General features: G+C 53.1%; 21 protein-coding genes, 1 tRNA gene and 1 riboswitch. Of the genes, 11 read left to right on the top strand and 11 right to left on the bottom strand.

Annotated features, from left to right (window positions below):
* Window positions 1-2 precede the first annotated feature (2 nt).
* On the bottom strand, window positions 3-2,744 hold the full coding sequence (locus tag FW415_RS02010) for a DUF1553 domain-containing protein (protein WP_148382631.1): 2,742 nt from the start codon (window positions 2,742-2,744) through the stop codon (window positions 3-5).
* Between the two features lie 745 nt (window positions 2,745-3,489).
* Here FW415_RS02010 and FW415_RS02015 point away from each other — a divergent pair.
* Window positions 3,490-3,888: a hypothetical protein gene (locus tag FW415_RS02015; RefSeq protein ID WP_148382632.1), complete on the top strand. Its 399-nt coding sequence runs from the start codon at window positions 3,490-3,492 to the stop codon at window positions 3,886-3,888.
* 95 nt (window positions 3,889-3,983) lie between these two features.
* Here FW415_RS02015 and FW415_RS02020 read toward each other — a convergent pair whose 3' ends face one another.
* The 4 genes from FW415_RS02020 to FW415_RS02035 form a co-directional block, all read right to left on the bottom strand.
* On the bottom strand, window positions 3,984-5,510 hold the full coding sequence (locus FW415_RS02020) for a RagB/SusD family nutrient uptake outer membrane protein (protein ID WP_148382633.1): 1,527 nt from the start codon (window positions 5,508-5,510) through the stop codon (window positions 3,984-3,986).
* A 17-nt stretch (window positions 5,511-5,527) separates the two neighbouring features.
* On the bottom strand, window positions 5,528-9,043 hold the full coding sequence (locus FW415_RS02025; RefSeq protein WP_210420816.1) for a TonB-dependent receptor: 3,516 nt from the start codon (window positions 9,041-9,043) through the stop codon (window positions 5,528-5,530).
* Window positions 9,044-9,166: 123 nt separating this feature from the next.
* Window positions 9,167-10,060: a FecR family protein gene (locus tag FW415_RS02030; protein ID WP_148382634.1), complete on the bottom strand. Its 894-nt coding sequence runs from the start codon at window positions 10,058-10,060 to the stop codon at window positions 9,167-9,169.
* Window positions 10,061-10,186: 126 nt separating this feature from the next.
* Window positions 10,187-10,777 carry an RNA polymerase sigma factor gene (locus FW415_RS02035; RefSeq protein WP_148382635.1) on the bottom strand — a complete coding sequence of 197 codons (591 nt, stop codon included), beginning with the start codon at window positions 10,775-10,777 and terminating at the stop codon, window positions 10,187-10,189.
* Window positions 10,778-10,957: 180 nt separating this feature from the next.
* Between FW415_RS02035 and FW415_RS02040 the strand changes: the two genes are divergently transcribed.
* From FW415_RS02040 to FW415_RS02050, 3 genes are all read left to right on the top strand, one after another.
* The gene (locus FW415_RS02040) at window positions 10,958-11,458 is read left to right on the top strand and encodes a hypothetical protein (RefSeq protein WP_148382636.1); all 501 of its coding nucleotides are present in this window, start codon (window positions 10,958-10,960) and stop codon (window positions 11,456-11,458) included.
* A 78-nt stretch (window positions 11,459-11,536) separates the two neighbouring features.
* Entirely contained in the window at window positions 11,537-12,187 is a 651-nt protein-coding gene (locus FW415_RS02045; protein ID WP_148382637.1) for a lipopolysaccharide assembly protein LapB, read from the top strand.
* 176 nt (window positions 12,188-12,363) lie between these two features.
* Entirely contained in the window at window positions 12,364-13,755 is a 1,392-nt protein-coding gene (locus FW415_RS02050) for a sulfatase-like hydrolase/transferase (RefSeq protein WP_168208627.1), read from the top strand.
* A gap of 4 nt (window positions 13,756-13,759) precedes the next feature.
* Here FW415_RS02050 and FW415_RS02055 read toward each other — a convergent pair whose 3' ends face one another.
* Together FW415_RS02055 and FW415_RS02060 are read right to left on the bottom strand one after the other, a co-directional pair.
* Window positions 13,760-14,929 carry a PLP-dependent aspartate aminotransferase family protein gene (locus FW415_RS02055; protein WP_148382639.1) on the bottom strand — a complete coding sequence of 390 codons (1,170 nt, stop codon included), beginning with the start codon at window positions 14,927-14,929 and terminating at the stop codon, window positions 13,760-13,762.
* Between the two features lie 80 nt (window positions 14,930-15,009).
* Window positions 15,010-16,326, bottom strand: a complete 1,317-nt coding sequence (locus FW415_RS02060) for an APC family permease (RefSeq protein ID WP_148382640.1) — start codon at window positions 16,324-16,326, stop codon at window positions 15,010-15,012.
* Between the two features lie 46 nt (window positions 16,327-16,372).
* Window positions 16,373-16,592: riboswitch (cobalamin riboswitch) on the top strand.
* Window positions 16,593-16,702: 110 nt separating this feature from the next.
* Between FW415_RS02060 and FW415_RS02065 the strand changes: the two genes are divergently transcribed.
* Genes FW415_RS02065 through cobC form a run of 4 tightly spaced genes read left to right on the top strand, consistent with a single transcriptional unit; the run spans window position 16,703 to window position 20,835 of the window.
* Window positions 16,703-18,607 carry a TonB-dependent siderophore receptor gene (locus FW415_RS02065; protein WP_148382641.1) on the top strand — a complete coding sequence of 635 codons (1,905 nt, stop codon included), beginning with the start codon at window positions 16,703-16,705 and terminating at the stop codon, window positions 18,605-18,607.
* A gap of 19 nt (window positions 18,608-18,626) precedes the next feature.
* Window positions 18,627-19,229 carry a DUF6580 family putative transport protein gene (locus tag FW415_RS02070; RefSeq protein WP_148382642.1) on the top strand — a complete coding sequence of 201 codons (603 nt, stop codon included), beginning with the start codon at window positions 18,627-18,629 and terminating at the stop codon, window positions 19,227-19,229.
* Window positions 19,230-19,287: 58 nt separating this feature from the next.
* Entirely contained in the window at window positions 19,288-20,220 is a 933-nt protein-coding gene (locus FW415_RS02075) for an ABC transporter substrate-binding protein (protein ID WP_148382643.1), read from the top strand.
* Between the two features lie 54 nt (window positions 20,221-20,274).
* Complete coding sequence (cobC, locus tag FW415_RS02080) at window positions 20,275-20,835, top strand: alpha-ribazole phosphatase (protein WP_148382644.1); 561 nt, start codon at window positions 20,275-20,277, stop codon at window positions 20,833-20,835.
* A gap of 2 nt (window positions 20,836-20,837) precedes the next feature.
* Here the strand turns inward: cobC and FW415_RS02085 are convergent, their stop codons facing one another.
* On the bottom strand, window positions 20,838-21,419 hold the full coding sequence (locus FW415_RS02085) for a helix-turn-helix domain-containing protein (RefSeq protein ID WP_148382645.1): 582 nt from the start codon (window positions 21,417-21,419) through the stop codon (window positions 20,838-20,840).
* An 82-nt stretch (window positions 21,420-21,501) separates the two neighbouring features.
* On the opposite strand from FW415_RS02085, the gene FW415_RS02090 reads away from it, so the two are divergent.
* Window positions 21,502-22,071 (top strand): MarC family protein, encoded by a 570-nt coding sequence (locus FW415_RS02090; RefSeq protein ID WP_148382646.1) that lies wholly within the window; start codon window positions 21,502-21,504, stop codon window positions 22,069-22,071.
* A gap of 55 nt (window positions 22,072-22,126) precedes the next feature.
* A tRNA-Arg gene (locus tag FW415_RS02095) sits at window positions 22,127-22,198 on the top strand.
* A 179-nt stretch (window positions 22,199-22,377) separates the two neighbouring features.
* Here FW415_RS02095 and FW415_RS02100 read toward each other — a convergent pair.
* The gene (locus FW415_RS02100; protein WP_148382647.1) at window positions 22,378-23,814 is read right to left on the bottom strand and encodes an ATP-binding protein; all 1,437 of its coding nucleotides are present in this window, start codon (window positions 23,812-23,814) and stop codon (window positions 22,378-22,380) included.
* 164 nt (window positions 23,815-23,978) lie between these two features.
* Between FW415_RS02100 and FW415_RS02105 the strand changes: the two genes are divergently transcribed.
* Window positions 23,979-24,767, top strand: a complete 789-nt coding sequence (locus tag FW415_RS02105; protein WP_148382648.1) for a hypothetical protein — start codon at window positions 23,979-23,981, stop codon at window positions 24,765-24,767.
* A gap of 235 nt (window positions 24,768-25,002) precedes the next feature.
* Here FW415_RS02105 and FW415_RS02110 read toward each other — a convergent pair whose 3' ends face one another.
* Both FW415_RS02110 and FW415_RS25690 read right to left on the bottom strand, forming a co-directional pair.
* The gene (locus FW415_RS02110) at window positions 25,003-26,235 is read right to left on the bottom strand and encodes a hypothetical protein (protein WP_148382649.1); all 1,233 of its coding nucleotides are present in this window, start codon (window positions 26,233-26,235) and stop codon (window positions 25,003-25,005) included.
* The gene (locus FW415_RS25690) at window positions 26,162-26,488 is read right to left on the bottom strand and encodes a hypothetical protein (protein ID WP_148382650.1); all 327 of its coding nucleotides are present in this window, start codon (window positions 26,486-26,488) and stop codon (window positions 26,162-26,164) included. The genes FW415_RS02110 and FW415_RS25690 overlap by 74 nt, the downstream gene beginning before the upstream one ends.
* Between the last annotated feature and the right edge of the window lie 140 nt (window positions 26,489-26,628).

Genomic DNA, 26,628 nt, shown 5'->3' on the forward strand with positions numbered 1-26,628 from the left:
CTTCAGGATTTGGATAAAAATTCGTCCAGGTTCATGATGGCGTTGGCGACTACCGTGAGTGCCGCCAGATGCTCCGTACCGGTTTGCTGCTGCTGTTGCAGGAAGGTGGCGGCGGCCTGCGGGTCTTTCCGGAATTTTTCCAGCGCCTGGCCGTACAGCTTTTCCAGCGCTTCCAGTTTTGCCGGTGTGACGGCCCTGTACATGGCCGCTTTATAACCGGCGCGGATACAGGCTGTTTTATCTGTGCCGCCGGTTTTATGCATATTCATCGCCAGGTGCCGGGCTGCTTCCACATACACAGGGTCGTTCAGTGTTACCAGTGCCTGCAGGGGCGTGTTGGTACGTATCCTGCGTTGCAGGCAAACCTCCCGGCTGGAGCCGTCGAAGGTGATGGTGGAAGGATAGGGACTGGTTCTTTTCAGGAAAGTGTACAGGGCGCGGCGGTATTGGTCGCCGCCTTCGGAGGTCTTCCAGTATTCCCCGCTCCATACGCTTTCCCATATGCCGTCCGGCTGATAGGGCATTACAGAGGGGCCATGCATTTTCCGGCTGAGCAGGCCGCTGACTGCCAGCGCCTGATCGCGCACCTGCTCTGCCGTGAGGCGGAAACGCGGCCCACGGGCGAGGTAGCGGTTAGCCGGATCTTTTTCCTGCAATTCCGGGGAACTGCGGGAATCGCGGCGATAGGCAGCGGACAGCACCATTTCCCGGAGAATGCCTTTCATGCTCCACTGATGATCGTGCATGAAGCGGTAAGCCAGGTAATCCAGCAACCCGGGATGCGAGGGCAGGAAACCCTGTGTGCCAAAGTCCTCCAGCGTTTCCACCAATCCGGTGCCGAACAGTTGTTCCCACATACGGTTCACCATCACGCGCGCTGTCAGCGGGTTCTGCTCATCCACCAGCCACTGCGCCAGTCCCAGCCGGTTACGGGGCGCATTGGCAGGGAAAGGATTGAGGGAGGCCGGAACGTCCGGGGATACGGCCTCTCCCTTCACCAGCCAGTTCCCCCGCTCAAACGTATAGGTCTGCCTGAACATCTCCTGCGGGTTCTCCACCATTACCGGCATACTTTCCGGCGACGCGTTCACCAGTTCCATGAATGCTTTTTCCACGGGTTGATAACCCGGCTCCTGTTTGCCGGGCAGGTCATGCCGCAGCGCAAACCACTCTATGGTCGCTACAGCCTGCAATGGCTGGAGCGCACTATTACGGAAAACAAAATACAGGTGGTGTGAACCTTCGATAGCGGGTATCGGCACGGCCAGCACCTGGCGGCCCTCCGGCACAGCCTGACGGGCTATCGTCTTTCCATGCAGACTGTCCAGCCGGATCTCCATTGTACCGCCTGCCTTGTTCGTCCAGTAATACATCAACAGCCTTGTTCTGCCGTTGAGCGGCACATTTTTCAGCCGGCAGCTGCCGCCATGGCGGATGGATGTGAATTTGGTATCGGCCAGTTCGCCGTTGATATAATCATCGCAATCATGCGCATGTATCTTGGGTTCAAGTGTCCGCAGGAAATCCCGGGTATCTTTTTCAGCCGCGGCATTGCCATGCTGACGGGCCCACACTGCCACGTCCTCCACCTGTTTGCGGCTAACGCTGTCGTATAAACGCAGTTTGGGATGTTCGCCGTGGGTGTCCTCATCGCGGGTGTTATTAAGGAAAGCCATCAGTTTGTAATAGTCCTCAAACCGGAAGGGATCGTAAGGATGGCTGTGGCATTGCACACAGGCGATAGTAGTGCCCTGCCATACTTCCATCGTGGTATTCACCCGGTCTATAATGGCGGCGGTACGGAACTCTTCATCCTGGGTGCCGCCTTCATCGTTGCTCATGGTATTGCGGTGAAAGGCGGTGGCGATCAACTGGTCGTCTGTTGGCGAGGGCAGCAGGTCTCCCGCCAGTTGCTCGATGGAGAACCGGTCGTACGGCATATCCTTGTTAAAGGCATTGATAACCCAATCCCGGTAGCGCCAGAACTCCGGGCGGGTATTATCGCGTTCATATCCTTTGGTATCGGCATAGCGGGCAAGGTCCAGCCACATGGCGGCCCATCTTTCTCCGTAATGCGGGGAAGCGAGCAGGCTGTCCACCACTTTTTCGTAGGCATTACCGCTCCCGTCAGCCAGGAAGGACTGCAGCATTTCTTCTGTAGGTGGCAGGCCGGTGATATCCAGGCAGGCACGGCGAAGCAGCGTCACTTTATCGGCCTCCGGCGAAGCATCCAACCCTTCCTCTTCCAGCTTCTTTTCAATAAAATAATCTATCCCGCCTGCGGCCGTATTTTTGCCGGAACCGGCGGTTTTCATGGCAGGTGTAGGGGCGGGTGGTTCAGGAGGCACATAGGCCCAGTGTTCTCCCCATTGCGCTCCCTGATCTACCCAGCGGGTGAGGATGGCGATCTCTTCCTTGCTGAGCGGAGCGCTTTTATAGGGCATCCTTTCTTTCGGGTCCTTGCTGTGGAGGCGGCGGATAAATTCGCTGCGCGCCGCGTCCCCGGGGATAATGGCGGGATGGCCGCTTTCTGTTTTGCCCAGGGCTTCTTCCCTGAACAATACGCTAAACCCGCCGCTTTGTTTCACGCCGCCGTGGCAGGAAATGCAATGTTTGTTAAGGATGGGCTTTACTTCGGAACTGAAATCCACCGGTTTCCTGCTGCTGCAGCTGAAAAGCAACAGCGTGGCCGGCAATAATGCGATAACGGCGCGGATGGACCGGTACGTGGAGAGATGGTACATACTTATCAGAATAATGGAATCTTATGAAATTTACGAAAAAGCAGGAGGGTTTACAACCGTTCGCCGCAAAAACCGGGCAGAAGATGGATTATCTTACGGTGTGGGGGGATTTTTGGCGAGCAGGGAGGGGTAAAACGGGGCTTGTTTAGTCAGTGCCATAAAAAAAGAAGGGTGAAAGACTTCACCCTCCGGTATATGCATACATTAGACATGAGACTTATTTGATGCGGTTCATTTGCACATGCGCCGGACTGCACCCGCTATATTTATTTTTATCGCATTACGGCGTCCATTGTGGATGAAACAATAGAATGCTGCCTTAAAAGGCGGCAATTGTTCATGAAATATGGGGCATGGACGATGAAAGGCCGGTCAGCAGGCGATCAGTTTTTCCTTGTATGTTATTTTTTACCAGACTGACCTTGCCGGGTGCTTTAACCGCATTGAACCCGAAAACAACCACTATGTTACAAGGCAGTTGTTATCGCATCGTGTAATAGCGATATATTGTTGAGATCGACTTGGCCCGCAGCCATACTCCCGCGGGAATTTGGTTGATAACCGGCACTTTGCCGGCATAATATCTGCGTCATCATTCACAACTTCATTGAATAAGACAAAAATCGGGGGCAGGAGGGGTGAACTGTCGGGGGATTTTTTTTGAGAAATATGCTGATTAATCCGGATCTACTTCACCCTTTTATATCTCTTTCCGCCTCTATTCAAATAATATTATCAAATTGATATGCAACCAATCTCCCGGAGACTCAGCTCCTTCCTTCAACATAAAGGTTTGTCCACTTCAGCATTTTGCCGTATTCTGCAATACAGGAGTTGCGAGAAGATTGCGCGGCTGTTCAGGCTGAAGCACGCGAAACCGAGTGTGGATATACTGGAAGACATTGCCAATCATTTCAGCGACCTGAATATCCGCTGGCTGATCACGGGTAATGGGGAGATGCTGGCAACGCAACGTTTGCCGGAAGCCGCGGCCTCCATCGAAAATGCGCGGCTGCAGGTTATCCGGCAGGCGGGCAGCGATACCTTTATACCATTTGCCGGCGGGCAAAATCCGGCAGCAATAGCTACCCCGGCCCGCCCTCAGCTGGTACACGTCATAGAACAAATGCGGGATGAAAATTAGCGTCACTTCCCGAATTCCCTAATATCAGAAAGGGCCGTCTTGATAGATGGCCCTTTTCTGTTTACTGTTTTTTATTTATCGCTTTTATCAAAAGACTAGTTGTACCCCTGGTTTTGCGAGAGGTTCCCCACGCGCACATCTTCATTGGGAATGGGCAACAGCTCATATTTCTGCGCTTTGAAGCCCAGCGGCCCCAACTCGGTCACCGCCCGGCCCCAGCGCACCAGGTCGAGGTACCGGTGCCCTTCGAATGCCAGTTCCAGGAATCGTTCATTCACGATCGCTTCAAAGAGCGCATTGCCGGAGGCGGTGATTTCCGGCAGGCCTGCGCGCAGCCGTACCTTTCTCAGCTCCGCGCGCGCTTCAGCTTCCTTATTGTCGCGGTAGTAGGCTTCCGCCGCCATGAGCAGCACATCCGCGTAGCGGATCAGCCGGTAGTTATTGCCGAAGTTCAGGTCGTTCACCGGCCCGTTTGTATAGTTACTGAAGGAACCGTATTTGCGCTGGAAATACCCTTCGTAATCCCAGGCCGTGGGGGCCGTCCAGTTGCCGCCCGCGGCTTTCAGCTCTGCTTCGGACATCACGGTGGCCGTTCTCCTTACTACATCTCCAGCGGCAATGTAGGCGTTATATAATTTGGGCCTGGGCAGGTTGAATCCCCAGCCGGCCAGGAGCGAATCCCCGGGGGCCTTGGTATAGAAGTCACTCCGCGGGCCCATGAGCTGCACATGAATGTTGCTCTCGATCTGGCGGAAGGTGCTCCAGGGAAAGTTACCCCAGTCGTAATTCCTTTTGGAAGAGAATGGCACTTCAAAGATGCTTTCCATACCAAACTCGCCCGCGCTGGAAAAAACCGTGGCAAAGTTCCCTTCCAGATCGTATTCGTGCGACAGGATCACCTCATTGAACGCGGCATGTGCCAGCGCCCATTTCTCCTGGTACAGGTACACCTTGCCGAGCAAAGCCTGGGCAGTGCCTTTGCTGGCGCGGAATCTCTCGGCCGGAGCCAGCTGGCTTTTCAGCGGCAGCAGGGGAATGGCTTCCTGCAGGTCTTTTTCCAGTTGTGCATATACATCTGCGCGTGGTGTTCGGGGTGTGGCGGTATAGTCGCCGGGCTGCAGCAGCTCCGTGATGAGGGGCACATCTCCCCATAACGAAGTCAGCTCAAAATGATAATAGGCGCGCAATACTTTACATTCCGCGATCAGGCGTTTTTGCAGGTCCGTTTCCCCGCTCACCCGGTGAATGACCTGGTTGGCGCGGTAGATCCCGTAATAATTCACCCGCCATATCCACAATACGGCCTGGTTTTGCGATTCGAAAGTAAAATTGTCCAGCGCCTGGTAATTCGGCTGGTCAGCCGGACCGTTGCCGCCGGCATTACTTTCATCGGAGGGGAGGGTTTTCACCATCAGCGGGCTTCCCCATCCCCAGTTATATTCCGCCTGCAGCAGGTCATATACCGCATAGGTAGCGGTCACGGCATCTGCATCGGTCTTGTAATATTCTTCCAGCGGCGCTCTGCCGGGAATATCCTGGTCAAGGAAACCCTTGCCGCAGCCACTGCTCACGAGCAGCGCAGCAATGCCGGAGATCATGTATGGCAAAATGGATCTTTTCATAACTAGAGAATTGCAGGTTAAAAACTGAATGTCAGGCCAACTACAGCTGTGCGGGGGATGGGGTACACACCCCTGTCGATGCCCAGGCTGTTATTGTCTTTACTGCCGGCTTCAGGGTCCATCCCTTTGTATTTGGTGAATGTAAAAAAGTTGTCCAGCGACCCGTAGATCCTGGCACTGCGGATCTTTGCGCGTTGCAACAGGGCCTGCGGCAGGGTGTAACCAAGCTGCAGCTGGCGAATACGGGTGTAGGAGCCGTCGAACAGCATCAGGTCGGAATTATACACGAATTCGCTGCCGGTGTTGGCGGAGAACCAGGAGTTGGTGCTGCCTTCACCCGTCCAGCGGTCTGTAAAAAAGAACTCCGGACGGTTGCCCGTGGGTCTGTCTACCCGGTTAAAACCCATCAGCACATCGTTCCCTACCTGCCCCTGTACAAATACCAGCAGGTCAAATCCCTTGTAGGCAAGGTTCAGGCGGCCGCCGAAGATGAAATCGGGATGCGGACTGCCGATGTTCGTGTGGTCGCTGTTGGAGATCACCCCGTCACCATCTACATCCACGATGATGGGATCGCCGGGTTTGGGATTAACGGTCATGCTGGTATTGGCGAGATAATCCTGTACCTGTTTGTCATTCTGGAAGATGCCGGCGGTCTTGTACCCGCGGAAATACCAGACGGGATATCCTTTTTCAAACCAGGATGCGCCCCAGCCGGTGCCTACATTTGAACCGGGAATGCGGTCCACGAACTCGTTCAGCTTTGTCACCTCATTCTTTATAGTGGTGAGGTTGCCGCCGATCTCCCAGGTGAAGGCATTTTTGCTGTCGTTGCGGTAGGACAGCTCAAATTCCCAGCCTTTGTTCCGGACGTCGCCCCCGTTCACGATGCGCAGCACATTCCCGACGAAGCTGGGTACAGAGCCGGGTGTGAGGAGGCCGCGGGTGGTCTTGTCGTAATAATCCACCACCAGGCTGAGGCGGTTATCAAAGAAACCCATATCGGCCCCGAAATCCAGCTGCTCGCTGGCTTCCCATTTGAGATAGGGGTTTTCCAGGCCGAATGGTTCCGCCCCTACCTGGAAGTTATCGTCCGCATCCGGGAACGAAATGCCCTGTGTGGTGATGAGCGACTTCCAGTCGCCGATGCCGATGTTGGCAATGCTGCCGTTTTTGCCCCAGCTGGCGCGGAATTTCAGATAATTGAGCGGAATTTCCGGGAAAAAAGCTTCATTGGAAGCCACCCATCCGGCGGAGACGGAGGGGAAAGTGCCCCAGGTATTTTCCGGCGGCAGCAGGGAAGAACCATCCCTTCTCACGGTAACGTTCAGCAGGTATTTTCCGTTGAAGTCGTACTGGATACGGCCGTAATAAGACACCATGGAGGTGGAGGTCTGTATACCGGCGATGCGGTCCTGGTCATCCGGCAGGAAATCCGGGTAGCTGAAAAAATCGTTCTCCCGGAACATGCCGCTGGCTGTGCCATTCAACCGGTCGTACCCCCTGCGCAGGGAACTCATACCGGCCATGACGGTGATATCGTGATAGCGGATCTTGCGGTTATAGGTGGCAAAATTTTCCCACTGCCAGTTGTACCAGTTCTCGTTCTGATCGAAGGTGCTGGGAACCGTGTTCATTCTCTCCGCGGAGAACCAGAAGGTGGGATTCCATCCGTGATTGCGCTGGAAGGCGGCATCAAGACCAAAACGCGAAGTGATCTTCAACCCTTTTACCGGTTCTGCTTCCGCGAATACGTTGCCAACAACTTTATGCTGTGCGGTGAAGTTGTTGGTAATAGCCATTTGCGCCAGGGGGTTGCCGGCTTCACCGAAAACATAGTCGGATACGCCGTAATAGCGGCCGCTGGGGTCTTTAATGAGATTGAAACCGCCGTTCAGCGCGTTCTGCGCCCGGTCGCTCAGCGCGCCGGTGTACACAACGGGCATGAGCGGGTCCATCAGTATGGCATTGTTGATCACGGCGCCGAATTCGGAATCCTCGGTAACACCTTTCCTTTTGAAGTAGGCGTATGACAGGCGGTTTCCAACGCTGAGCCAGGGTTTCACCTTATGATCGGTATTGATGCGCACGGTATAACGGTCGAATCGCGCCCTGTCCCCGCCGATCACGCCGTCCTGCCGGAAGATGGTGCCGCCGAGTAGGTAGGATGATTTTTCGGTGCCGCCGCTAACGTTGAGTGCGTGGCGTTGCAGTGGAGCGTTCTGCGTGATCTCGTCCAGCCACAGGGTACCTTGTTTGCCCACCCAGTCTGCCGGGTCAGGAATGGAGCCGGCGGTGTTGGCTTCTGTGAGGTACCGGGTGTATTGCTCCGCGGTCATCATTTTCATGGGGTTATGAATGGATTGCTGGCCGTACTGCATGCTGTATTCCACGCGGGCGGTCCCATCCCGGAAACCGGATTTGGTGGTGATGATCACTACGCCGTTAGCGCCTTCTGCACCGTATATCGCTGCGGAAGCCGCGTCTTTCAGCACTTCCACGGATGCGATCTCCGAGGGATCGAGGTATTCCATCCCGCCTGCGCGCATACCATCGATAATGTACAGGGGGTCCGACGCGCCATTGGAGCCTGTTCCGCGAATGCGCACCCGCATGCCGCTGCCGGGAGAGCCGGATACAGGCAGTACGGTCACGCCCGCGGTGCGGCCCTGCAGCGCCTGTTCAACACGACTGGAGGATACGGTAGCGATATCCGCCGCCTTGATGGAGGAGATGGCTCCGGTCACCAGGCTTTTACGCTGGCTGCCATACCCTACCACCACCACTTCGTTGAGTGCGCGGTTGCTGACATTCAGCGCAATATCCACTTTGCCTGCGGCGGTTACCTGCATCTCGCGGGATTCGTATCCCAGGAGGTTGAATACCAGTGTTTTCCCGGCGCTTGTCTCCAGGGTGTAGTAGCCATCGCCATCTGTCTGGGTGCCCCGCATTTCCCCTTTCACCTGTATGGCCACTCCTGGCAGCGGTACGCCGTTCTCCCCGTCTGTCAGGCGCCCGGTGATCCTGATGCGGCGCACGGTGTCCTGCGCAATGCCTGTGATCATCATGGCGGAAGCGCCATTGAGCTTCAGGATGGGCGTAACATTCGTGTCTTCGTTCCCGTTAGTTTCCTGCCTTGCCGGGCCGGCTGGCTTTGAGCGGGTATTATTTCCGTCGGGAAGGGGTACGATGGCCCAGGTATTGGGCTGTACGGATTGTGCCTGCAATCCGTGCGGAGCCAGCAGTGCCTTCAGCATTTCCTCCACATTGTCATATGCAGCAGGGGAAAACGTCACTTTTACATCGGGCAGTTTCCTGGCTTCATAAAGCAGGTCTATCTTGTACGTTTTGTGAATTTCCTTCAGCAATTGCAGCAGGCTTTTTTGTCTCGCTTTTTCGGAGGACTGTTGCCAGGGGTGTCCGGGTTTTCGAACGGCGGCCAGATCCTGGCGCGCGCCGGCAAAAGCGCTGGACGACATCACTACGGATAGCGCAACCAGCAATGCTCTTCGCAACATTAATTTAGCATTCATAATATGGAACGGTTTAAATGGGTAAAACAATTTTGATCCGGGCAGACATGACAAGGGCTATCAGTCTTCATCTGAAGCTGTTGAACGTGGAACCCCGATCCGATTTTGGTACCTGATATACTGTTATTCCTTCAGAGAGAACAGTAGCTGTTGATCTTTCTTTTCGATATGAATATTCATCGTCACGGATAATGCCCGTGAGAGTTGTGCAATATCTTCCGCATACAGATCGCCGCTGATCCGTTTCTGCAGTATCGCTTTATCTTCGATCACTACTTCGTAACCGAACTTGGAATAAATGAGGGCGGATATCTCTTCCATGGAGGTATTGTCGAAATGATAACGGTGGTTCCGCCAATCGGCGATCAGATCGGTGTTCACCGATTTCCTGATCTGCGCATGATCTTTTTCTACCAGCACTTCATCACCGGGTTTCATCTCCAATACTTTTTTCCCATCCGCGATCTGTTCCCTGGCCCTGAGCTGCACCTTGCCTTCTTTCAGCGACACCGTCGTGCGGCTGCCGAGCATATTCACATTGAACTTGGTGCCCAGTACCGCCACATCCACTTTATCCGTATGCACGATGAACTGGGCATTACCGGCACCGGGCCGCTTCGTGATCTCGAAATAGGCCTCCCCTTCCAGCCATACGGTACGGCTTTCTGCGGCGTTCCATTCGGCGGGAATGCGTAAAGTGGAATTGGCATTGAGGTAAACCACCGAGCTGTCCGGCAACATCACCTGCCGGATCTCTCCGTAGGCGGTATGGTAAACTTTCATGTTACCGGATACCACATGACAATATATATAGTAGGAAGCATAGGCCAGCAGCGGCAATACCACGGCAGCAGCGGCAAACCGCAGGATATTGCGGGTCAGCGTACGGGGTTTCTTCCCGCCGATACCGGATTCAATGCGTTTCCAGCTGGCGGCTGTCTGTTCTTCCGTTACCTGCCTGCGCCGGAAGCGGAAGGGCGGTTTACCCGGGTCCTGCGGTGCGGATTGATCCTCCATAACGTCGATTTATCAGAAGACACGGGATGGGGTGGCGGGATACTCCTTTTTTCAGAATTTTTTTTGATGTGAGGATAAAATACGGTGCAAACAACCCGTGATAGCAGGCGGGGAGAGTGGAAAAAATTACGGGAGATAAACAAATACCAGCCACCACAACGGTATATGCCCCATCAATCCGCGCAGCTGGGTGATGGCTTTATGGGCAAGATTGATGACGGACTGATAATTCACCTGCATGATCTCCGCGATCTCGGTATAGGGCAGTTCCTCATAGAACCGCAGGTAGATCACTTCCCGCTGGCGGGCGGGCAACTGGTTGAGATAACGGCTGAGCTGCCTTTTTCTCTCCTGCTGGTCTTCCTGCGCTATCAGGATGTCTTCCGGGGAAAATGCGATATCAGGCTCACCGGGGGGCAATATCTGCAGGCTGCGGAGCCCGCGGAGCTGATTGAGGGCCTGCCGGCGGACGGCGGTAAAGAAAAAAGCGCGGACACTGTTCAGCGTACCGATCTTTTCCTTCCGGTACCAGATACGGATGAACACTTCCTGCACCGCGTCTTCCGCCAGCTCTTCCGCATTGAGCATGGCAAACGCATACCGGTATAACTCCGGATGCAGATGACCGTGGATGACCGCGTATGCCTTTGTATCTCCCTGAAGCACAGCGGTCCAGAAGCCGGTCAGGTCCTTTCCCTGGTCATAGGTATCCGGCATGGGTTGTCAGTGAAGAGGTTGATGGATTCATTATTATTTTCTGTAAAATAAGGAATAATCTCCTGCCGGCATGAGCGAAAATAACACCGGTCTGCCCCGAAGGCCGGCCACAGCATATCTCCGGGGCGACTCAACACTTTTGGCCGGAAATTTGTTTATTAACTATCAAAACAACTGGAAATGATAAAGCAATTGATCCGACTTTTTACCGTTTTCGGCGCGGCATCCCTGCTGCTGAGCGCTTGTGCATCCCAACAGGGTACCGTTTCTGCCAACAGCATGAGCAAGAGCGTTAAAGGTAAATGGACGCTGAACACCGTTACATTCGAGGGACTTCCCGCTACCGCGAGGGTGACCACGGTATTCTCGAACATTCCCTATAAATGCCTGGAAGGCAGTGAATGGAACCTTCCCTCCAATGCCTACGGGTCTTTCACAACAACCTCCGGCGCCGAGGGATGCTCTCCCTACACCCAGAACATCGTATGGTCCACCATCAACCAGGGCGGCGTGATCATGCTCCAGTTCAAGGAACTGCTGGACGGCGTGAAAGCCAAGAATATCTCCGACGGATACCGGGTGGAGCTGAGCGCTGTGGACAATTCCGGTATGATCTGGCGGGCGCCGGTTACATTGGAGGGAAAAACCGCTTACATCGTGTACTCTTTTTCGAGAAAATAAATGCCCCTGCATTCATTCAAAGGCCGGTTGTGATTCCAACCGGCCTTTTTGTATCTTTGCCCCTCGTTTAACTCAATTATGAAAGCATTTAACTTATTTATCAGATATCGTCTTCCCCTGGGCATTGTGCTCCTGCTGGGCGGTATAGCGCTGGGCCTCTCGATAGGCTGGTGGGAAGCGGCCATACTGCTCGTTCTGGCCGTTGTTTGTATTGTAACGCACTTCCTCTTCGGGCCAATGCGCCTGGTGCAGGAAGCCGTGGAAGCGGGTGATGTGGAAACCGCCATGGGCATCATGAACGGCATCAAATTCCCCAAGCTGCTGTATAAACCCATACGCTCCGTATATTATTTCATGCAAAGCAACCTGGCAATGTATGACCAGGATCTGGACAAAGCGGAGGCTGCCGTTAAACAAAGCATCAAATCCGGCAGTCCCATGAAGGAATATGAGGGGATGCAGTACTTCCAGCTCGGCACCATCGCCTACCAGAAGAACGACATCAAAACCGCTGATACCAATCTGAAAAAAGCCGTGCGCCTCGGCCTGCCTGACAAGGAGAATACCGCCGCCGCACTGCTTACCCTCTGCTCCATTTCCATGAGCAGAAGGGATTTCAAAGTAGCGAAAGATTATTTCCGCCGCGCCAAGGCCCAGAAGCCTACCACAGAACAGATTGTGGGGCAGATAAAGGAAATGGACAAGTATATCAGCCGCATGCCGGGTTGATGAAAAGATAATATTGATCAAAAAGCCGTTCCCGGATGCCGGAACGGCTTTTTTGTTGCCCCCTGCCTGCTCCCGCAACCTGCCTGACTACAACATGCCTCGTTTCGCCTGTTATTTGCCGGGAAAGCAAAGATCTACTGCCTTTACTGCAGGATTATATATATTTTTATCCCGTTATGAAAAAACTGCTCTTTATCCTCATGCTGGCTGGCACGGCGGGTAACGCCTCCGCACAGCAACCGCCCAATATCATCCACATCATCGCTGATGACCTGGGATATGACGACCTCTCCTGCTTCGGCTCAAAACATTACCGCACACCGAATATCGACAAGCTGGCGGAGGAAGGCACACGGCTGACCAATTTTTATGCGCCGCACGGCACCTGCACGCCGTCCCGTGTCGCGGTGATGACCGGCAGGATCAGTCCGCGCATAAACGATAAAAAAGGGCTGGGGGTACTGTTCCCCTTTTCCAAAGAAGGGCTGGACCCGGAAAAGGAGATCGCTTTTCCGCGGTTGCTGAAAAATAAAGGTTATGCTACCGCCCTGCTGGGTAAATGGCATATCGGCCACCTGCAGCAATACCTCCCGCCACAGCATGGCTTTGATTATTTCCTGGGCATCCCCTTCCCCAACGACCACGGGCCGGAGCGGCTCGGCAATACCAACTCATATGGGCTGGACAGCATCCCGCTGATGAAGAACAACGACGTGGCCCGGCGGCTGGGCAATAACGATCTTGCCGAACTGCCCTCGCTCTTCGTTCGTGAAACCTGCATGTATATGGCCCAATGCGTGAAAGAGAAAAAGCCTTTTTATATCCAGTATGCCAATATCGAAACACATACCCCCTGGTTCATCCCCAAAGGCTTTGAAGGCAGAAGCCGCTACGGCGCCTACGGCGATGCGGTGGAATACCTGGATATGTCCGTCGGCATCATCATGGGATATCTCCGGAAACTGGGCATCGAGAACAATACGATCATTGTATTTCATGCGGACAATGGCCCGCTGGTGCATCCTTATCCGGAACTGGAGCTTTGTTACGGCCGGTATGCCGCTGTAGACACTACTTTGCGGCACCTCCTGCGGGAAGGCAAGTACCAGGAACGTTTTGAAGGCGGGCCACGGGTAGCCGCCATCGTTAAATGGACCGGCCATATTCCCGCCGGTACGGAACATCCGCAACTGCTCTCGGGGGCAGACCTGTTCACCACCTTCCTGGGCCTGGCCGGTGCGGAAGTGCCGCGGGACAGGGTGATCGACGGGAAAGATATGCTTCCGCTGCTCCGCTCCGGCGATGCTGGCCAAAGCGTACGCAATACTTTTTTCAGCTTCGGGCCCAGGGGCTTATTGCAGGCCGTGCGCTACAACCAGTGGAAGCTGGTGTTTGCAAAGGCGAACCAGCTCCTGCTGTTCAATCTCGATGCGGACATCTCGGAACAACGCAATATAGCAGACCAGCATCCGCAGATCGTGCAGCAGCTGGCGGCATTGGGCCAAAAGGCAAAAAAGGCGGTAGCGGATGATAAGGCATTGCCGGAGAATAACCGGCTGGCATTCTAGGCTTTTATGCGTCGCCCATCTTGCCCAGCGCCTGCTCCAGGTCTTTGATCAGGTAATCCGCATCTTCCAGGCCGATGTACAGCCGCACCATGCGGTGCTTTTCTTCCTGCGGGTCAAAATCCCCTTCCGCCAGCGCGGCACAGGCCGGAAAAGCCAGCGATTCATGCCCTCCCCAGGACACCGCCATCAAAAAATGGCGAAGCGCATCGCAGAAGATCTCCACCTGCTCCCGGCGCGTTGCTTTCAGCTGAATGGTGACCAGGCCGGCGGCGCCTTTCATTTGCCGCAGGGCCAGTTCATATTGCGGGAAATCGGGGTCCAGGGGGAAGTACACCTTCTCCACAAGCGCATGGGCCTTGAGGAAGGCCACCACCTGCCGGGTGCTTTCAGCACTGCGCTGCAGGCGTATCTCCAGCGTGCGCAATCCCCGCAGCAGGAGCCAGGCGTTGAAAGGCGCAATACCGCTGCCGATGGTGAGAAATTCTGATGTGAATATCTTCCGGATCTTTTCCCGCGTACCGGTGAGCACGCCCGCCACTGTATCGCTGTGGCCGCTGATGAATTTGGTCGCGGACTGCAATACGAGGTCTATCCCCATAACATGCGGCTGCTGATACAAAGGGGTGCAATAACTGTTATCGATGATGGAAGTGATGTTCCTGCTCCGTGCCAGCGCAGCAACCGCGGAGATGTCCTGCAGGGAAAAGGTAAGCGAATTGGGAGATTCCAGGTAGATAACGCTGGTATTGGGTTGCATAGCTTTTTCAAAATTGGCGCTATCCGTGCCATCCACAAAGGTGGTCTCCACACCAAAGCGGGGCAGGAGATTTTCAAGCAGTTGCCGCGCCCAGCTGTAAGGTTCCTTCACGCAGATCACATGATCACCCTGCTGCACCTGTGAGAATACGGCGGCAAAGATCGCGGCGGCGCCGCTGCTGAACACCAGCGCATCTTCCGCGCCATCCAGCGCAGCCAGTTTCTGACGCAGGATATCTATCGTGGGATTGTTGCCGCGGGAATACAGGAAACCCTGAAACTCATCCAGCAGCCGCTCCCGCATAGCGGATACGGTACCGAATGCAAAGTTGCTGCTCTGCACGATCGGTGGTGCTATGGCATTGAAATATTGCTCGCGGTCTTCGCCCAGTTCGTTGATGATAAAAGAAAGGTCCATAAATTAATGACAATGCAAGGTGTTTGACAATCGATTCCAGATTTGGTGAATAACGACGGACAGGTATTGGTCAGTACATATCAGCGTACCGCTTTTTTCATCGCCAGATAAATGGGCAGTCCCGCTACGAACCAGCCCATCCCGCCAAGCGCCTGCCGCCAGTCGGTAATAAATATGTTAACCGTCACAAAGAGATAAACGGTGATAAAGAACAGCGGTACGAACGGGTACAGCTTCATTTTGTAGATACCGGTACCGTCCAGATGCCGCGTTTTCCTCCGCAGCACAAAAATGGTTGCCGCCGCGGAAGCCAGGCCAATGGTATCGAACAGCATCACATACTGGATAATGCTTCTGAAGTTGCTGAGAAAATATAACAGGGCCACCGTCAGTACCGTGAACACGGTAAGCGCCACTTCCTGCACCTGCGTTTTGCTGTTCACCCGTTTGAACACCGCCGGCAAAACGCCGTCTTCCGCCATGGCATAGTACATCCTGGGATTGGAAAGCAGGTTCACATTCGCATAGCCCAGCACCGAGAGGAACAGCAGCACCGAAGTGACCCTGAAACCATTCTCTCCGAAGAACACTTCCGCCATGCGTGCGGCCAGCGCATCCGTTGTTTTCAGCTGCTCGAAGCCGATCACTTTAACGTATGCATAGTTGACCGTGATGTATAATAACAGGATGATGAAAATACCGGTAAAAATGGCCCTGGGCATGTTGCGTGCAGGCTCCCGCACATCGCTGCCGAAATTGATCGTCTGCTGATAACCGCCATAGGTAAAGAACACGGGCACCAGCGCGGCGCCGAAGATATAGAACCAGCTGACCGGCTCCGGCTGCTGCACAACGGCGGAGGCAGGCGCCACATGATTGCTGAATGCGGTGAGACAGAGCAATAATACCAGCGTGATCTTGAACACGGTGAGCACATTCTGCGAGCTGGCGCTCAGCCGGATACCCAGCATGTTGATGATATATAACACAACGATGGCGGCAATGGCGATCGTTTTGCGGCCGGCTTCGTGCTGCATGGTATCCGGCAGCAATACCGGGCCGATGTACTCGGCGCCAACGAGGCATACCGCGGCGATGGACGCGGCATTGGAGATCACCAGCGTCCAGTTGATCATGAAAGCATAAGCCGGATGGAAACCGTAGGACAGCACTTTATAAAAACCGCCGGCCACAGGATAACGGGAGCCGATCTCGGCATAGGTGAGCGCCCCGCAAAGGGTGACCAGCCCGCCGAGCACCCAGCTCATGTAGAACAGCATGGGCGCACCGGTTTCCCGCGCTACGTCCACCGGCGTTTTGAATATCCCCATGCCGATCACCAGCCCCACCACGATCATGGTAAGGTCAAAAGGACCGAGTTTAGGTTTGATGCTCATGATCTACAATATACTCATTAACGCGTATTTCCGTAAAATATCCGTAGGTTTGCGCCCGGTAAACGGTTGCCCGGTGTGCAAGCACCCCAGGGCATTAATAGGGAATCCGGTTCAAATCCGGAGCTATCCCCGTAGCTGTAATCCCGCTCCCGAAGCGCTTCGGGACGTTTTTTCGGACACTTCAACCACTGCTCTCTCCAAAGGGCGGGAAGGTCATCCGGAAAAGCGGGAAAGCCAGAAGACCTGCCGTACTGCCATTAAATCAATCCGCGCTTTCGGGTGAAAAGCGGAGGGTGTAATTGCTGCGACGGCGGCATTCTATACTTTTCAATATTCTCCCCCCTGCGTGAAATCATTTTTTCAACTTGTAACTTACATGAAGAAGAAAAGCTTTTCATTGCTCTCTATCAGCCTGCTGGCTATTTCCCAGACCGGCTTTGCACAGGAAGACACCTCCCGTGTCTCCCAACTGAACACCGTAGTGGTCACCGCCACAAAATTCGCCAAAAAACAAAGCGAGACCGGTAAAGTACTGACCGTTATCTCCCGCGAACAGATCGAAAGAAATGTTGGCCGCACCATCACTGATGTGCTGAATGAACAGGCCGGTATTGTGATCAACGGCGCGGGCTCCAATCCCGGTAAAAACAAGGAACTGTATTTCCGCGGGGCCACCTCCCAATATACCACCATCCTGATCGACGGCATCCCCGTAGCGGATGCCACCGGCCTCACCGGCAGCGCTATCGACCTGCGCCTGATGCCTATCGATGAAGTGGAGCGGATAGAGATCCTCCGCGGCACCCAATCCACCCTCTACGGGGCGGACGCCATTGCCGGCGTGATCAACATCATCCTCAAAAAAGGCAGCGGCAAACCGGTGAACGCTTTCGGCAACCTCACCTGGGGCAGCAACCGCAGCATCAAAGGCACACTGGGCCTGCGGGGTCAGCAGGAGAATGTGGATTACAACGTCAGCTTCACCCATTTTGAAACCGACGGCATCTCCGAAGCCGCACCGGCAGACAGTCTCGTTAATCCGGAATTCGACCGGGACGGCCTTAAACAGAATGCTTTCATGGCCAACATCGGCATACAGGCTACCGACAACCTGAGGCTGCAGCCCTTTCTCATGTTCTCCGACTACAAAAGCAAATACGATGGCGGCCCCTTCCAGGATGCGCTGGTGAACAATAATAAATCCAACCTCCTCCATACCGGCATCCGCAGCGTGTACGACCTCGGCAAAGGCCAGCTCCACGGCAACTTCGGCTACCAGAAAGTACAGCGCACGGATGAATCTGCCTGGGGTATCACGGACCTGGATGGCCGCTCTTATTTCGGCGAACTGTACGGGCATTATGATATCAATAACTGGCTGCAGGCGCTGGCCGGCGTGGAATATCGCAAGGCTGAGCTGATGGATACGGCTTTTGACGCGCCTTATGGCATCCGCTCCCAATACAATACCAGCCCCTATGTTTCCCTTTTCATCAGGAACCTGCATGGCTTCAGCTTTGAAGCCGGTGGCCGCTATAACATGCATTCCGCCTATGGCAACAACTTCACTTACAGCCTGAACCCTTCGTACCTGCTGAACGACAGGCTGAAACTTTTCGTGAACATCTCATCCGGTTTCAAAGCGCCTTCACTGACGGCGCTGTACAGCAGCTACGGGAATCCGGACCTGAAACCCGAAGAGACCAACAGCTACGAAGCCGGTTTCCAGACCTTCCTGCTCCGCAACAAGATCGACCTCCGCGTAACGGGCTTCAAGCGCGACATGAAAAATGTGATCGCCTACATCAATAACCGGTATCTGAACTTCAACAAGCAGAATGACAAAGGCGCGGAGCTGGAACTGGCGGTGCAGCCTGCCAAAGGACTGACCGTAAAGGTATTTTACGCGTATGTTGACGGGGAAGTGACCACACAGGTGAATGATAAAGACACCACCTACAGCAACCTGGTGCGCCGTCCTAATCATTCCGGCGGGCTGAACATCGGTTACCAGGTGCTGCGTAATGTATTCGTCAGCACCAATATCCGCCACATCGGTTCCCGCAACGACCTTTACTATGCACCCGGTGCCTGGACGGCAACGAATGAACCGCTGGCCGCCTATACTATCTGGGATATGTATGCAGAATACCGCTTCTCGGACAAAGGCCGCCTGTTCTTCAATGCCAACAACATCACCAACAACCGTAAATACGAGGAGATCAAAGGCTATTCCGTGCAAGGGTTCACGGTACAGACCGGCATTTCCTTTCAACTTTAATATTTAAACCAGATCCGCAATGTCCATTAAAAATCTGCAGCCGCGTTTCTTTGCTTTGCTGCTGCTCATCCTGGTGGCAGGCGCCCTGCGTGTTACCGCAGCGGGGCAGATCACGCCTTTTTCCAATTTCTCGCCGGTGGGAGCTATGGCCCTTTTTGGCGGCGCTTACTTTGCCGACAAATGGAAAAGCTATGTTTTCCCGCTGCTGACGCTGTTCCTGGGCGATGTGATCATGATGCAAACCGTGTATAAAGCGTATGGCAACGGCTCCCTGCTGTTCGAAGGCTGGATATGGGTGTACCTGGGCTTTGCCGCCATGGTGCTCATCGGGCAACTGGTGATCCGCAAAGTGCGGGTAACGAACATCCTGATCGCCTGCATCGCAGCGGCCGTGGCACACTGGCTGCTGGCGGATTTCGGCACATGGATGAGCAGCACGGGCTTTGATGTAACTACCGGTCTCCCTTACACGAAAGACTGGCAGGGACTGATGAAGTGCTACGCCAACGGCCTGCCCTTCCTGAAGAACACACTGCTGAGCAATGTCGTGTACTGCGGGATATTTTTTGGACTGTTTGAGCTGATGCAAAGGAATATTCCGGCATTGGCCTATGAAAAATAAAAACGGGAAGGGCCGGACGTTAGCGCCGGCCCTTTTTCACGCCTGTAAAAGCTGTATTATGATCGCATCCTCCTTTCTGCCTGCTGCTACACAGATGATCTATGATATGGGCCTGCAGCATCTCCTGCAGGGCGTCACCTTTGAATGCCCGCCCATTGCGCTGGCTGAAAAAGAAAAGGTCGTTCGCTGCGTGCTGGAAGGCAAGGCATACAGCAGCGAGGAGATAGACCGGATATTTTCCGCTTCCAAAGCACAGGGCAAAAGTCTTTATTATGTGGATGAGGAAAAACTGGCGGCCATTGCACCGGATGTGATCTTTACACAGGATGTCTGCGAGGTGTGCCAGATCGATACCCATTGCACGCAACAGGCGGTGCATAAACTTGCGAAACAACCGCAGCTCGTTTCCCTCAGTCCGAATAACCTGCAGGACGTGTTCAACTGCGCCGTGACCATCGCCACCGCACTTGGGCAGGAGGAAGCAGCATACCGTCACCTGGCGGAACTGCAGCAGCGGCTGGATACGATCGTGGATACCCTGCGCCTCCATCGCGCGCCGCTGCGCCGCGTCATGATCATGGAGTGGATGGCGCCGGTGTACAACTGCGGCCACTGGATCCCCTACCAGGTAGCCTATGCCGGTGGGGTAGACATGCTCTCCAATCCGGCCGGCGATTCCATCGTAACGCCCTGGGAAAAGATCTGCAAATACGATCCCGAGGTGCTGGTCATAGCCCCCTGCGGCTTTCTGACGGAACGCTCCGCCGAAGAACTGCATCTGCTCACCCGCCAGCCCGGCTGGGAACAGCTCCAGGCTGTCCGCAACAACGAAGTGTACCTGGCGGATTACGACCTCTTCACGCAGCCCAGCGCCTCCACCCTCACCGATGGCGTGACTGTACTGGCCCGCCTCTTCCATCCGCGGATCTTCAGTGTTCCGCCGCGACTGGAAGGCAAGTTCCGGCATCTGCAGTTGCAGGCCAGCTATTGATCCCCCCGCCGCTCACCCCTGCTTGCGGAAAGATCGGTATATTTGCACCCGATTATGGATATTTACCTGATACGGCACACTACGCCGGATGTTGAATACGGGACCTGCTATGGATTTGCTGACCTGGACCTTGCCCACACCTTTCCGGCAGAAGCTGCCCGTGTAAAGGAACTATTACCTGATAAAGACTTCTCGGTATATGCCAGCCCCCTGCAACGCTGCAGCAAACTGGCCACTTTCCTGTTCGGGGAGGGCTTCCGTACGGATGAGCGCCTGCGGGAAGTGAACTTCGGGGACTGGGAAATGCGGACCTGGACGGACATTGCTATTACCACTCCTCAAACCTGGATGGAAGACTACCGCTATGATCCGGTGCCGAACGGCGAAAGCTATGCCCAGCTGTACGAGCGCAGCGTCAGGGCTTTTGAGGAGATACTTGCCTCGGCTGTACAGGATACGGCCATTGTGACCCATGGCGGCGTGATCCGCTCCATCCTGGCCTATGCCACCAAAACCCCGCTGAGCCAGTCCCACGACCTGCGTGTGGAATACGGCCGCGTGGCGCATCTGCACCTGAACGGCAACGGGCTGGAAGTGAAAGCGGTGAATATCTAGGGTCAGTCTGCATTCTCAAAAAAGCAGACGATCAATATGAAAGCATCGTCATTCCCGATATTGGCGGGTTTGTGGCCGAGGCGGCCATCAAAAAAGATGGAATCGCCGGCTTCGAGGATATGCACCTCATTATGCACCTGGTATTCCACGGTGCCTTTGATCACGTATTTGTATTCCCAGGCATCGGTCTTCACCATTTTGTTGCGCCGGGCGCCTTTTTTCAGGTCCAGCAACTGAACGTCCACCGGCCCGCCTTTGATATTGCGGGAGATCACCCGCCGGTAGTGATAGCCTTTGGAATTTTCCTTTTCAACAGGCAGATAGCGGTCCTGGCGGATCACAATGATGCGGGAGGTACGCCTGTCCTGGTCCATATCATTGAAAAATTCGTTCATATCCAGGTCCAGCGCACGGATAATGTTCACCAGTACCAGCAGGGAAGGCACCGTACGGTTGTTCTCGATCTGGGAGATCAGCCCTTTGCTGACTTCCGCTTTGTTCGCCAGTTCCTGTACGGTAATTCCCCTGGATTTTCGCTGTTCCTTGATCTTCTGACTGATCTGGATGATGATATCTTCCTGCATATCGGCCAAAATAAATATTTTTAATCAGGCTACCCATCATCCGGGCGAAAGAATACCTTTACTTTTGCTAAAAAAACACCATATGTTCAGTATCGACCAGATCATTACCGTAGGTTTCACACTTTTCGCCGTAATCGATATCCTGGGCTCCATTCCCATCCTGCTGTCGCTGCGGGAGAAGATCGGGGAGATCAACGCGCTGAAGGCCACACTGGCTTCGGGTGTGCTGATGGTGGTTTTCCTCCTGGTGGGAGAATCTTTCCTGAAGCTGATGAGCGTGGATATACAGTCCTTTGCCGTAGCCGGTTCCATTGTGATCTTTGTGATCGGGCTGGAAATGATCCTGGGGGTCGAATTTTTCAAAAGCGATAATGATACGAAGACCGGGAGCCTGGTACCCATCGCCTTCCCCCTGATCGCCGGTTCCGGTACGCTGACCACGATCATGTCGCTCAAGGCCGATTTCGGGGATTATAATATCCTTGCGGGGATTGTGGTGAACCTGGCGATCATTTACATCGTATTGCGGTCGTTAAGCTGGATAGAACGGATTCTGGGGAAAGCGGGGCTGATGGTGGTGCGCAAGTTCTTCGGGGTGATCCTGCTGGCGATTGCGGTAAAAATATTCAAGAGTAATATCGGAACTTTATAAAATTCTTTCAGGATTTGCCAAATTAAGTTAGTTTTGCAGTCCCTTTGGGAGATTTGGCCTCGTAGTACAATGGATAGTATAAGAGTTTCCGAAGCTCCAGATCCTGGTTCGATTCCAGGCGAGGCTACCTGGTAGTGAATTAAAAGCGTTCGTTCGAACGCTTTTTTTCATGCGGGTGGTTTACCGGGAAGATCCCAATCTTGTGGTGCAGCAACAGACATTGCCCGCCTTTGATGCTGCTTGATCTCTGAAATTTTGAGCCCATTTTTGAAATTGATGAACTGAATATGTTCCGGTTCAGTGCGGTCATCTGAACAGGTCCTCCATTTTTACTTCAGACACGATGCGTCCGGTATAATAAATATTCTGTTTCGTTCCATAGGTGGTGATCATCGTTGGGAAGATCGTTTTCCTCGTTCTGGTTTGTGCCTGGAAAACCTTCACTTTGCTGTCCAGTTCATTCGCATATTTTTTGTCAATGACAAATTCTCCATGTGCAAATTTCATTTCACATACATTGATGCTGTGATCGGCCCGGTCCAGCAACAGATCGATCTGTGCGCCCGTTTCTCCTTTTTTAGGCATATATCGCCAGCCTGACGCTTCCGTGTACACAGCTGCGATGCCAAGCGCCTTCTTGATCTGTTGTATGTGTTTTTGACAGATGGCTTCAAAGGCATAACCGCTCCAGCTATTATAGGACTGGCCTTCCGCAATTTTATGCCAGGTGCCGGCCCCTGCAGCGCGGGCACGATCGATGAACTTCAGGTAGAACAGGGAATATTCGTCCGATAGTTTATAGATGCCATCCCGGGAAGTTTTTTCAAAGGGAATGTATTGCGTGATGAAACCGGACTGCTCCAGCTCTTCAAACAAGCGGGTGGTTGTACCGCCAGTGGTGAGCCCGCAGGCTTTGATAACTTCGGCGCGGCTAAGGCCACTCGCTTTTTTTGCAAGTTCCCGGACGATGGCCTCGTGGTGACTGGCATTGTTGAACAGGGAGCGGTAGAGCACATTGAATTCCGTCTTTAGCATCCCGTTCTTTTCAAAGAAGAGCTTATCGATCACCTGTTGAGCACTCTGCCCTTTATCTACCTGTTTTAAATATTGGGGGATACCGCCCATGGCCATATAGAGCTGTAAAATTTGATAGTGATCCAATTTCACCCCCCGGCTGATCAGGTAATCTTCAGACTCTTTCAGGCTAAAGGGCAATAGCTGGATAGTCCTGCTCACCCGGTTATGCAGGCCACCTTTATTATGGAGAATATTTTCGATCATCCATGACGCAGCCGAACCGCAGATCACTACTTTCAGTTGAGGCTGGCGGGAGGCCCAGGTGTTCCACCAATGACCGAAGGCGGTCAGGAATCCCGATTTGGCAGTATGTATCCAGGGGAATTCGTCAAACAACACAACGGCAGGCTGATCTTTCAGTCTGGTGGCAAGAAAGTCGCTGAGAAAGGTAAATGCCTGTACCCAGCTGTCCGGGGTAGCAGGCGGGATCGGTGATTGCATAGCCTGCTGCAATGACCTGGTAAAATTGAACAGCTGTTCGGACATTCTTGCCTCATGAATGCCGGTACATTCAAACACAAGGTATTTTTGGTAATAATTGCGGACCAGGAAAGTCTTTCCCACACGGCGGCGCCCCAGTATAGCAATCAGCTCCGCCTCTTTGGAGCTGAGCATCTCTTTCAGCATTTTCTTTTCGGCATCCCGTCCGATGATTGTTTCTGCCATAAGTTATGGACAAGTATAATTTTTTATAATCGTCCATAAATATACAATATCTAATACTTATGGACAAGTATAAATTCATATACTCGTCCGTAACTATCTGCCCAACGCTCCAATTTTCTTTAAAAAGATGTGTTATATTCATACATTAACAAATACCGTATCCAATGGCAAAACAAACTTCCTTCTTTACCTTCACGGGTAAGGCCGGCAATATGATCGGCTATTACCGGGACGGTAAACACTACTTCCGCAGCATGCCGGAAACCGTCCGGCAGACGACTGCGACCCGCCGTGCCGCACAGCGTTTCGGCGCCGCCAGCAGCAAGGGCCGTCTTATCCGCAGCGCATTCGCCAGCGAACTGGATGTTCGTTGCGATGGCAGCCATATCAACCGCCTCAACAAAACGATCATCAAAGGTGGTATCGGCAGCACGGGGGCCATCGCAGGCTTCCGCTTCAACCAGCACACGGGAACAGACCGCTTCTTTACCGAAGCGCCAACACTTGCTGAGGATGGGATACTGCATATTCCCCCGCAGGTACTGCCGCAGTTCAGGGGCATCTCCGCGCTGGAAATAAAAGTGATCGCCTCCCGCATTCATTTCGGAGAACGCCGGGTAACGGGCACGGAAACCGCTATGATCGTGCTGGATACCCGCGAAGCATTTGCAGGTGCGGCGCTGAACGTGGACGTGCCCGGTAAGGGAACGCTGATCGTAACCCTGCAGGTAAGAGGCATGTGCAGCAGCAGCGCATCTTTTAACCGGAAATACCTCGCCGCCGACATTATTGCCGTGCAGGAGCCGCAGACAAAGCTGGTCTACCACAAACCCGGATACCAGCACGCTGCGATGTTGCAGCAGCGGTGGCCATCACTGGCAGGCACTGCACATCAGCAGAAAATAGCCTCCGCATACACCTCCCCAACCCCGCCAGTCATCCAGCGGGAATAGACCATTCCCCGCCTGAGGATACATTTTGTTAAGTAACCCATCCATTGAACGGAGACCCTCCCACACCATATTTCCAGTCAAAATTCCGCAAGCGCCAGTCCTTGTGGAGCATCTGCTATTGCCCATATATTCCCCTCACCAGATTTTTCAAACCCGTACCAACTTCAGACCATCTCCGCATCAAGTCCACGTGCACCGGTGTGATCCTTCGCTTTTCAGTCACACCCTATCCGGTTTAATACGCGTATAGCCTGTACTCCTGTAATTGCGCCCCGCTGTTATAGAGCGAGTAGATAGTAGTAGCCCATCGGGGGCTGCCGGATTTTATTTCTTTGAACTTTAATACCAATAACCTGTTCTCCAAAGCCGGGTCTTTTATCAGGTCTTTCTTTCTTATGATAAGAAGATGTATATTTTTCTCTGAAAAAGGAATGCTTTCCAGGTCGGAGTAGTCCTTAATGATAGTGTGCTTTAACGCCGGCATCTCGTAAAAACGTTGTTTAAGCGTTTTGAACGGAACGAAAGGATTGTTCCCGTTCATGACATAAAGCTGCACGCGGGAATGTCTATAATGGTTATAGATGAACTGAGTGATAGCAATTCTGCCATTGGAGGGCACTATGAAAATTGCAGTGATAAGTGATAAAAGATTAATGGAGAGAAAACACATGTGGATAAGCTTCATCAGTTTTGCACTGGCAGGACCAGGATTAAATGACTGGATAGCTTTGAACACAATATAGGGTGCGTAGATCGCAACAGGAAAGAGAAACCTGATTTCTTTGTGAGGAATGATCAGGTGGACGAGCAGGAACGGTGTTATTGTCCATATGATCTTGTCCCTGGGATTCCTGAACAGGAGCAATAAATATGCGGATAATACCATCAATCCTACCGGAGCAACCGCGTCAAGAAGTATGTCCCCGATGTATTTGTACCATTTCACTTTGCCAAAACTGGACGCAATATCCATTAGAATATTTACATTGAAATAATTCCAGGCCGTCAGCGTCCAAGTCCCGTAAAATAGCCAGTCAAGTACAATTCCCAATAGCAGCACACCAATCCAGCTTAATGCCAGATACGAAAGGTTCCTCAACGATTCTTTTTTTATCAACAGCAACCAAAAGAACAGGCCGGCGAACAAGAGGCCACTTTGAAACCGGCATAAGAATGAAAGTCCAAGTAAAACGCCGGTTTTCCATGATTTTTGAACCGTTAATTCTTCTTCTTCTGCATTTATTTGAGCTAGTCCAAGCATAAACAGGAGGCCGGACCATGTCTCGGAGCTGAATCGGATACAAATTACCGGCAGCAGCCACAGGAAGAAGGACCAGAAGTAAAATGTTTTCTGCATGGATGCTTGAAACTGGCCGATATTTGAGCGGATGAAACTATGGATGGATAATATTGCCAGTATTGCAGTGAACGTTCTTAATATGAATGTTATGATGTAGGGACTGCTTATTTTTTAGTGCAGTGCAGGATTTCATTACCAGGTACGCGAACCAGGGCTGAAAGGTCGGCCGGATTTCCGTTGCGTATTCCCAAGGTAGTTCGTAGCCTGAGATGTTCCCCATTTTGAAATTGGCGAACTCCAATAGCTGAAAGTGTTCATCCGGGTGAAAATAACCGGTGGAGAAGCAGGCAGTTATCAGATAGGTAAGTGATGCAAACAGGAGTATCCATTTCTGATAATGTACAGGGTTATTCATTCGCATAAGCGGAGGGTTAAATCCCGATTGGAAAATTTTAAGGAAAATAGGAAAAAATGAACTTTTATTATTACTAGCCGACTAAAATAGTCAAAAAAGAGGGAAAAGGGGTGCTGGAAAAGCACTCGCTCACGTTGCAGATTTGT

It is taken from the genome of Chitinophaga sp. XS-30 (genome assembly GCF_008086345.1).
Classification (GTDB): domain Bacteria; phylum Bacteroidota; class Bacteroidia; order Chitinophagales; family Chitinophagaceae; genus Chitinophaga.

Bases quoted from the DNA above. Each gene is read 5' to 3' on its own strand.
- FW415_RS02010 (WP_148382631.1), bottom strand. From the start codon at position 2,744: ATGTACCATCTCTCCACGTACCGGTCCATCCGCGCCGTTATCGCATTA.
- FW415_RS02015 (WP_148382632.1), top strand. From the start codon at position 3,490: ATGCAACCAATCTCCCGGAGACTCAGCTCCTTCCTTCAACATAAAGGT.
- FW415_RS02020 (WP_148382633.1), bottom strand. From the start codon at position 5,510: ATGAAAAGATCCATTTTGCCATACATGATCTCCGGCATTGCTGCGCTG.
- FW415_RS02025 (WP_210420816.1), bottom strand. From the start codon at position 9,043: ATGAATGCTAAATTAATGTTGCGAAGAGCATTGCTGGTTGCGCTATCC.
- FW415_RS02030 (WP_148382634.1), bottom strand. From the start codon at position 10,060: ATGGAGGATCAATCCGCACCGCAGGACCCGGGTAAACCGCCCTTCCGC.
- FW415_RS02035 (WP_148382635.1), bottom strand. From the start codon at position 10,777: ATGCCGGATACCTATGACCAGGGAAAGGACCTGACCGGCTTCTGGACC.
- FW415_RS02040 (WP_148382636.1), top strand. From the start codon at position 10,958: ATGATAAAGCAATTGATCCGACTTTTTACCGTTTTCGGCGCGGCATCC.
- FW415_RS02045 (WP_148382637.1), top strand. From the start codon at position 11,537: ATGAAAGCATTTAACTTATTTATCAGATATCGTCTTCCCCTGGGCATT.
- FW415_RS02050 (WP_168208627.1), top strand. From the start codon at position 12,364: ATGAAAAAACTGCTCTTTATCCTCATGCTGGCTGGCACGGCGGGTAAC.
- FW415_RS02055 (WP_148382639.1), bottom strand. From the start codon at position 14,929: ATGGACCTTTCTTTTATCATCAACGAACTGGGCGAAGACCGCGAGCAA.
- FW415_RS02060 (WP_148382640.1), bottom strand. From the start codon at position 16,326: ATGAGCATCAAACCTAAACTCGGTCCTTTTGACCTTACCATGATCGTG.
- FW415_RS02065 (WP_148382641.1), top strand. From the start codon at position 16,703: ATGAAGAAGAAAAGCTTTTCATTGCTCTCTATCAGCCTGCTGGCTATT.
- FW415_RS02070 (WP_148382642.1), top strand. From the start codon at position 18,627: ATGTCCATTAAAAATCTGCAGCCGCGTTTCTTTGCTTTGCTGCTGCTC.
- FW415_RS02075 (WP_148382643.1), top strand. From the start codon at position 19,288: ATGATCGCATCCTCCTTTCTGCCTGCTGCTACACAGATGATCTATGAT.
- cobC (WP_148382644.1), top strand. From the start codon at position 20,275: ATGGATATTTACCTGATACGGCACACTACGCCGGATGTTGAATACGGG.
- FW415_RS02085 (WP_148382645.1), bottom strand. From the start codon at position 21,419: ATGCAGGAAGATATCATCATCCAGATCAGTCAGAAGATCAAGGAACAG.
- FW415_RS02090 (WP_148382646.1), top strand. From the start codon at position 21,502: ATGTTCAGTATCGACCAGATCATTACCGTAGGTTTCACACTTTTCGCC.
- FW415_RS02100 (WP_148382647.1), bottom strand. From the start codon at position 23,814: ATGGCAGAAACAATCATCGGACGGGATGCCGAAAAGAAAATGCTGAAA.
- FW415_RS02105 (WP_148382648.1), top strand. From the start codon at position 23,979: ATGGCAAAACAAACTTCCTTCTTTACCTTCACGGGTAAGGCCGGCAAT.
- FW415_RS25690 (WP_148382650.1), bottom strand. From the start codon at position 26,488: ATGCGAATGAATAACCCTGTACATTATCAGAAATGGATACTCCTGTTT.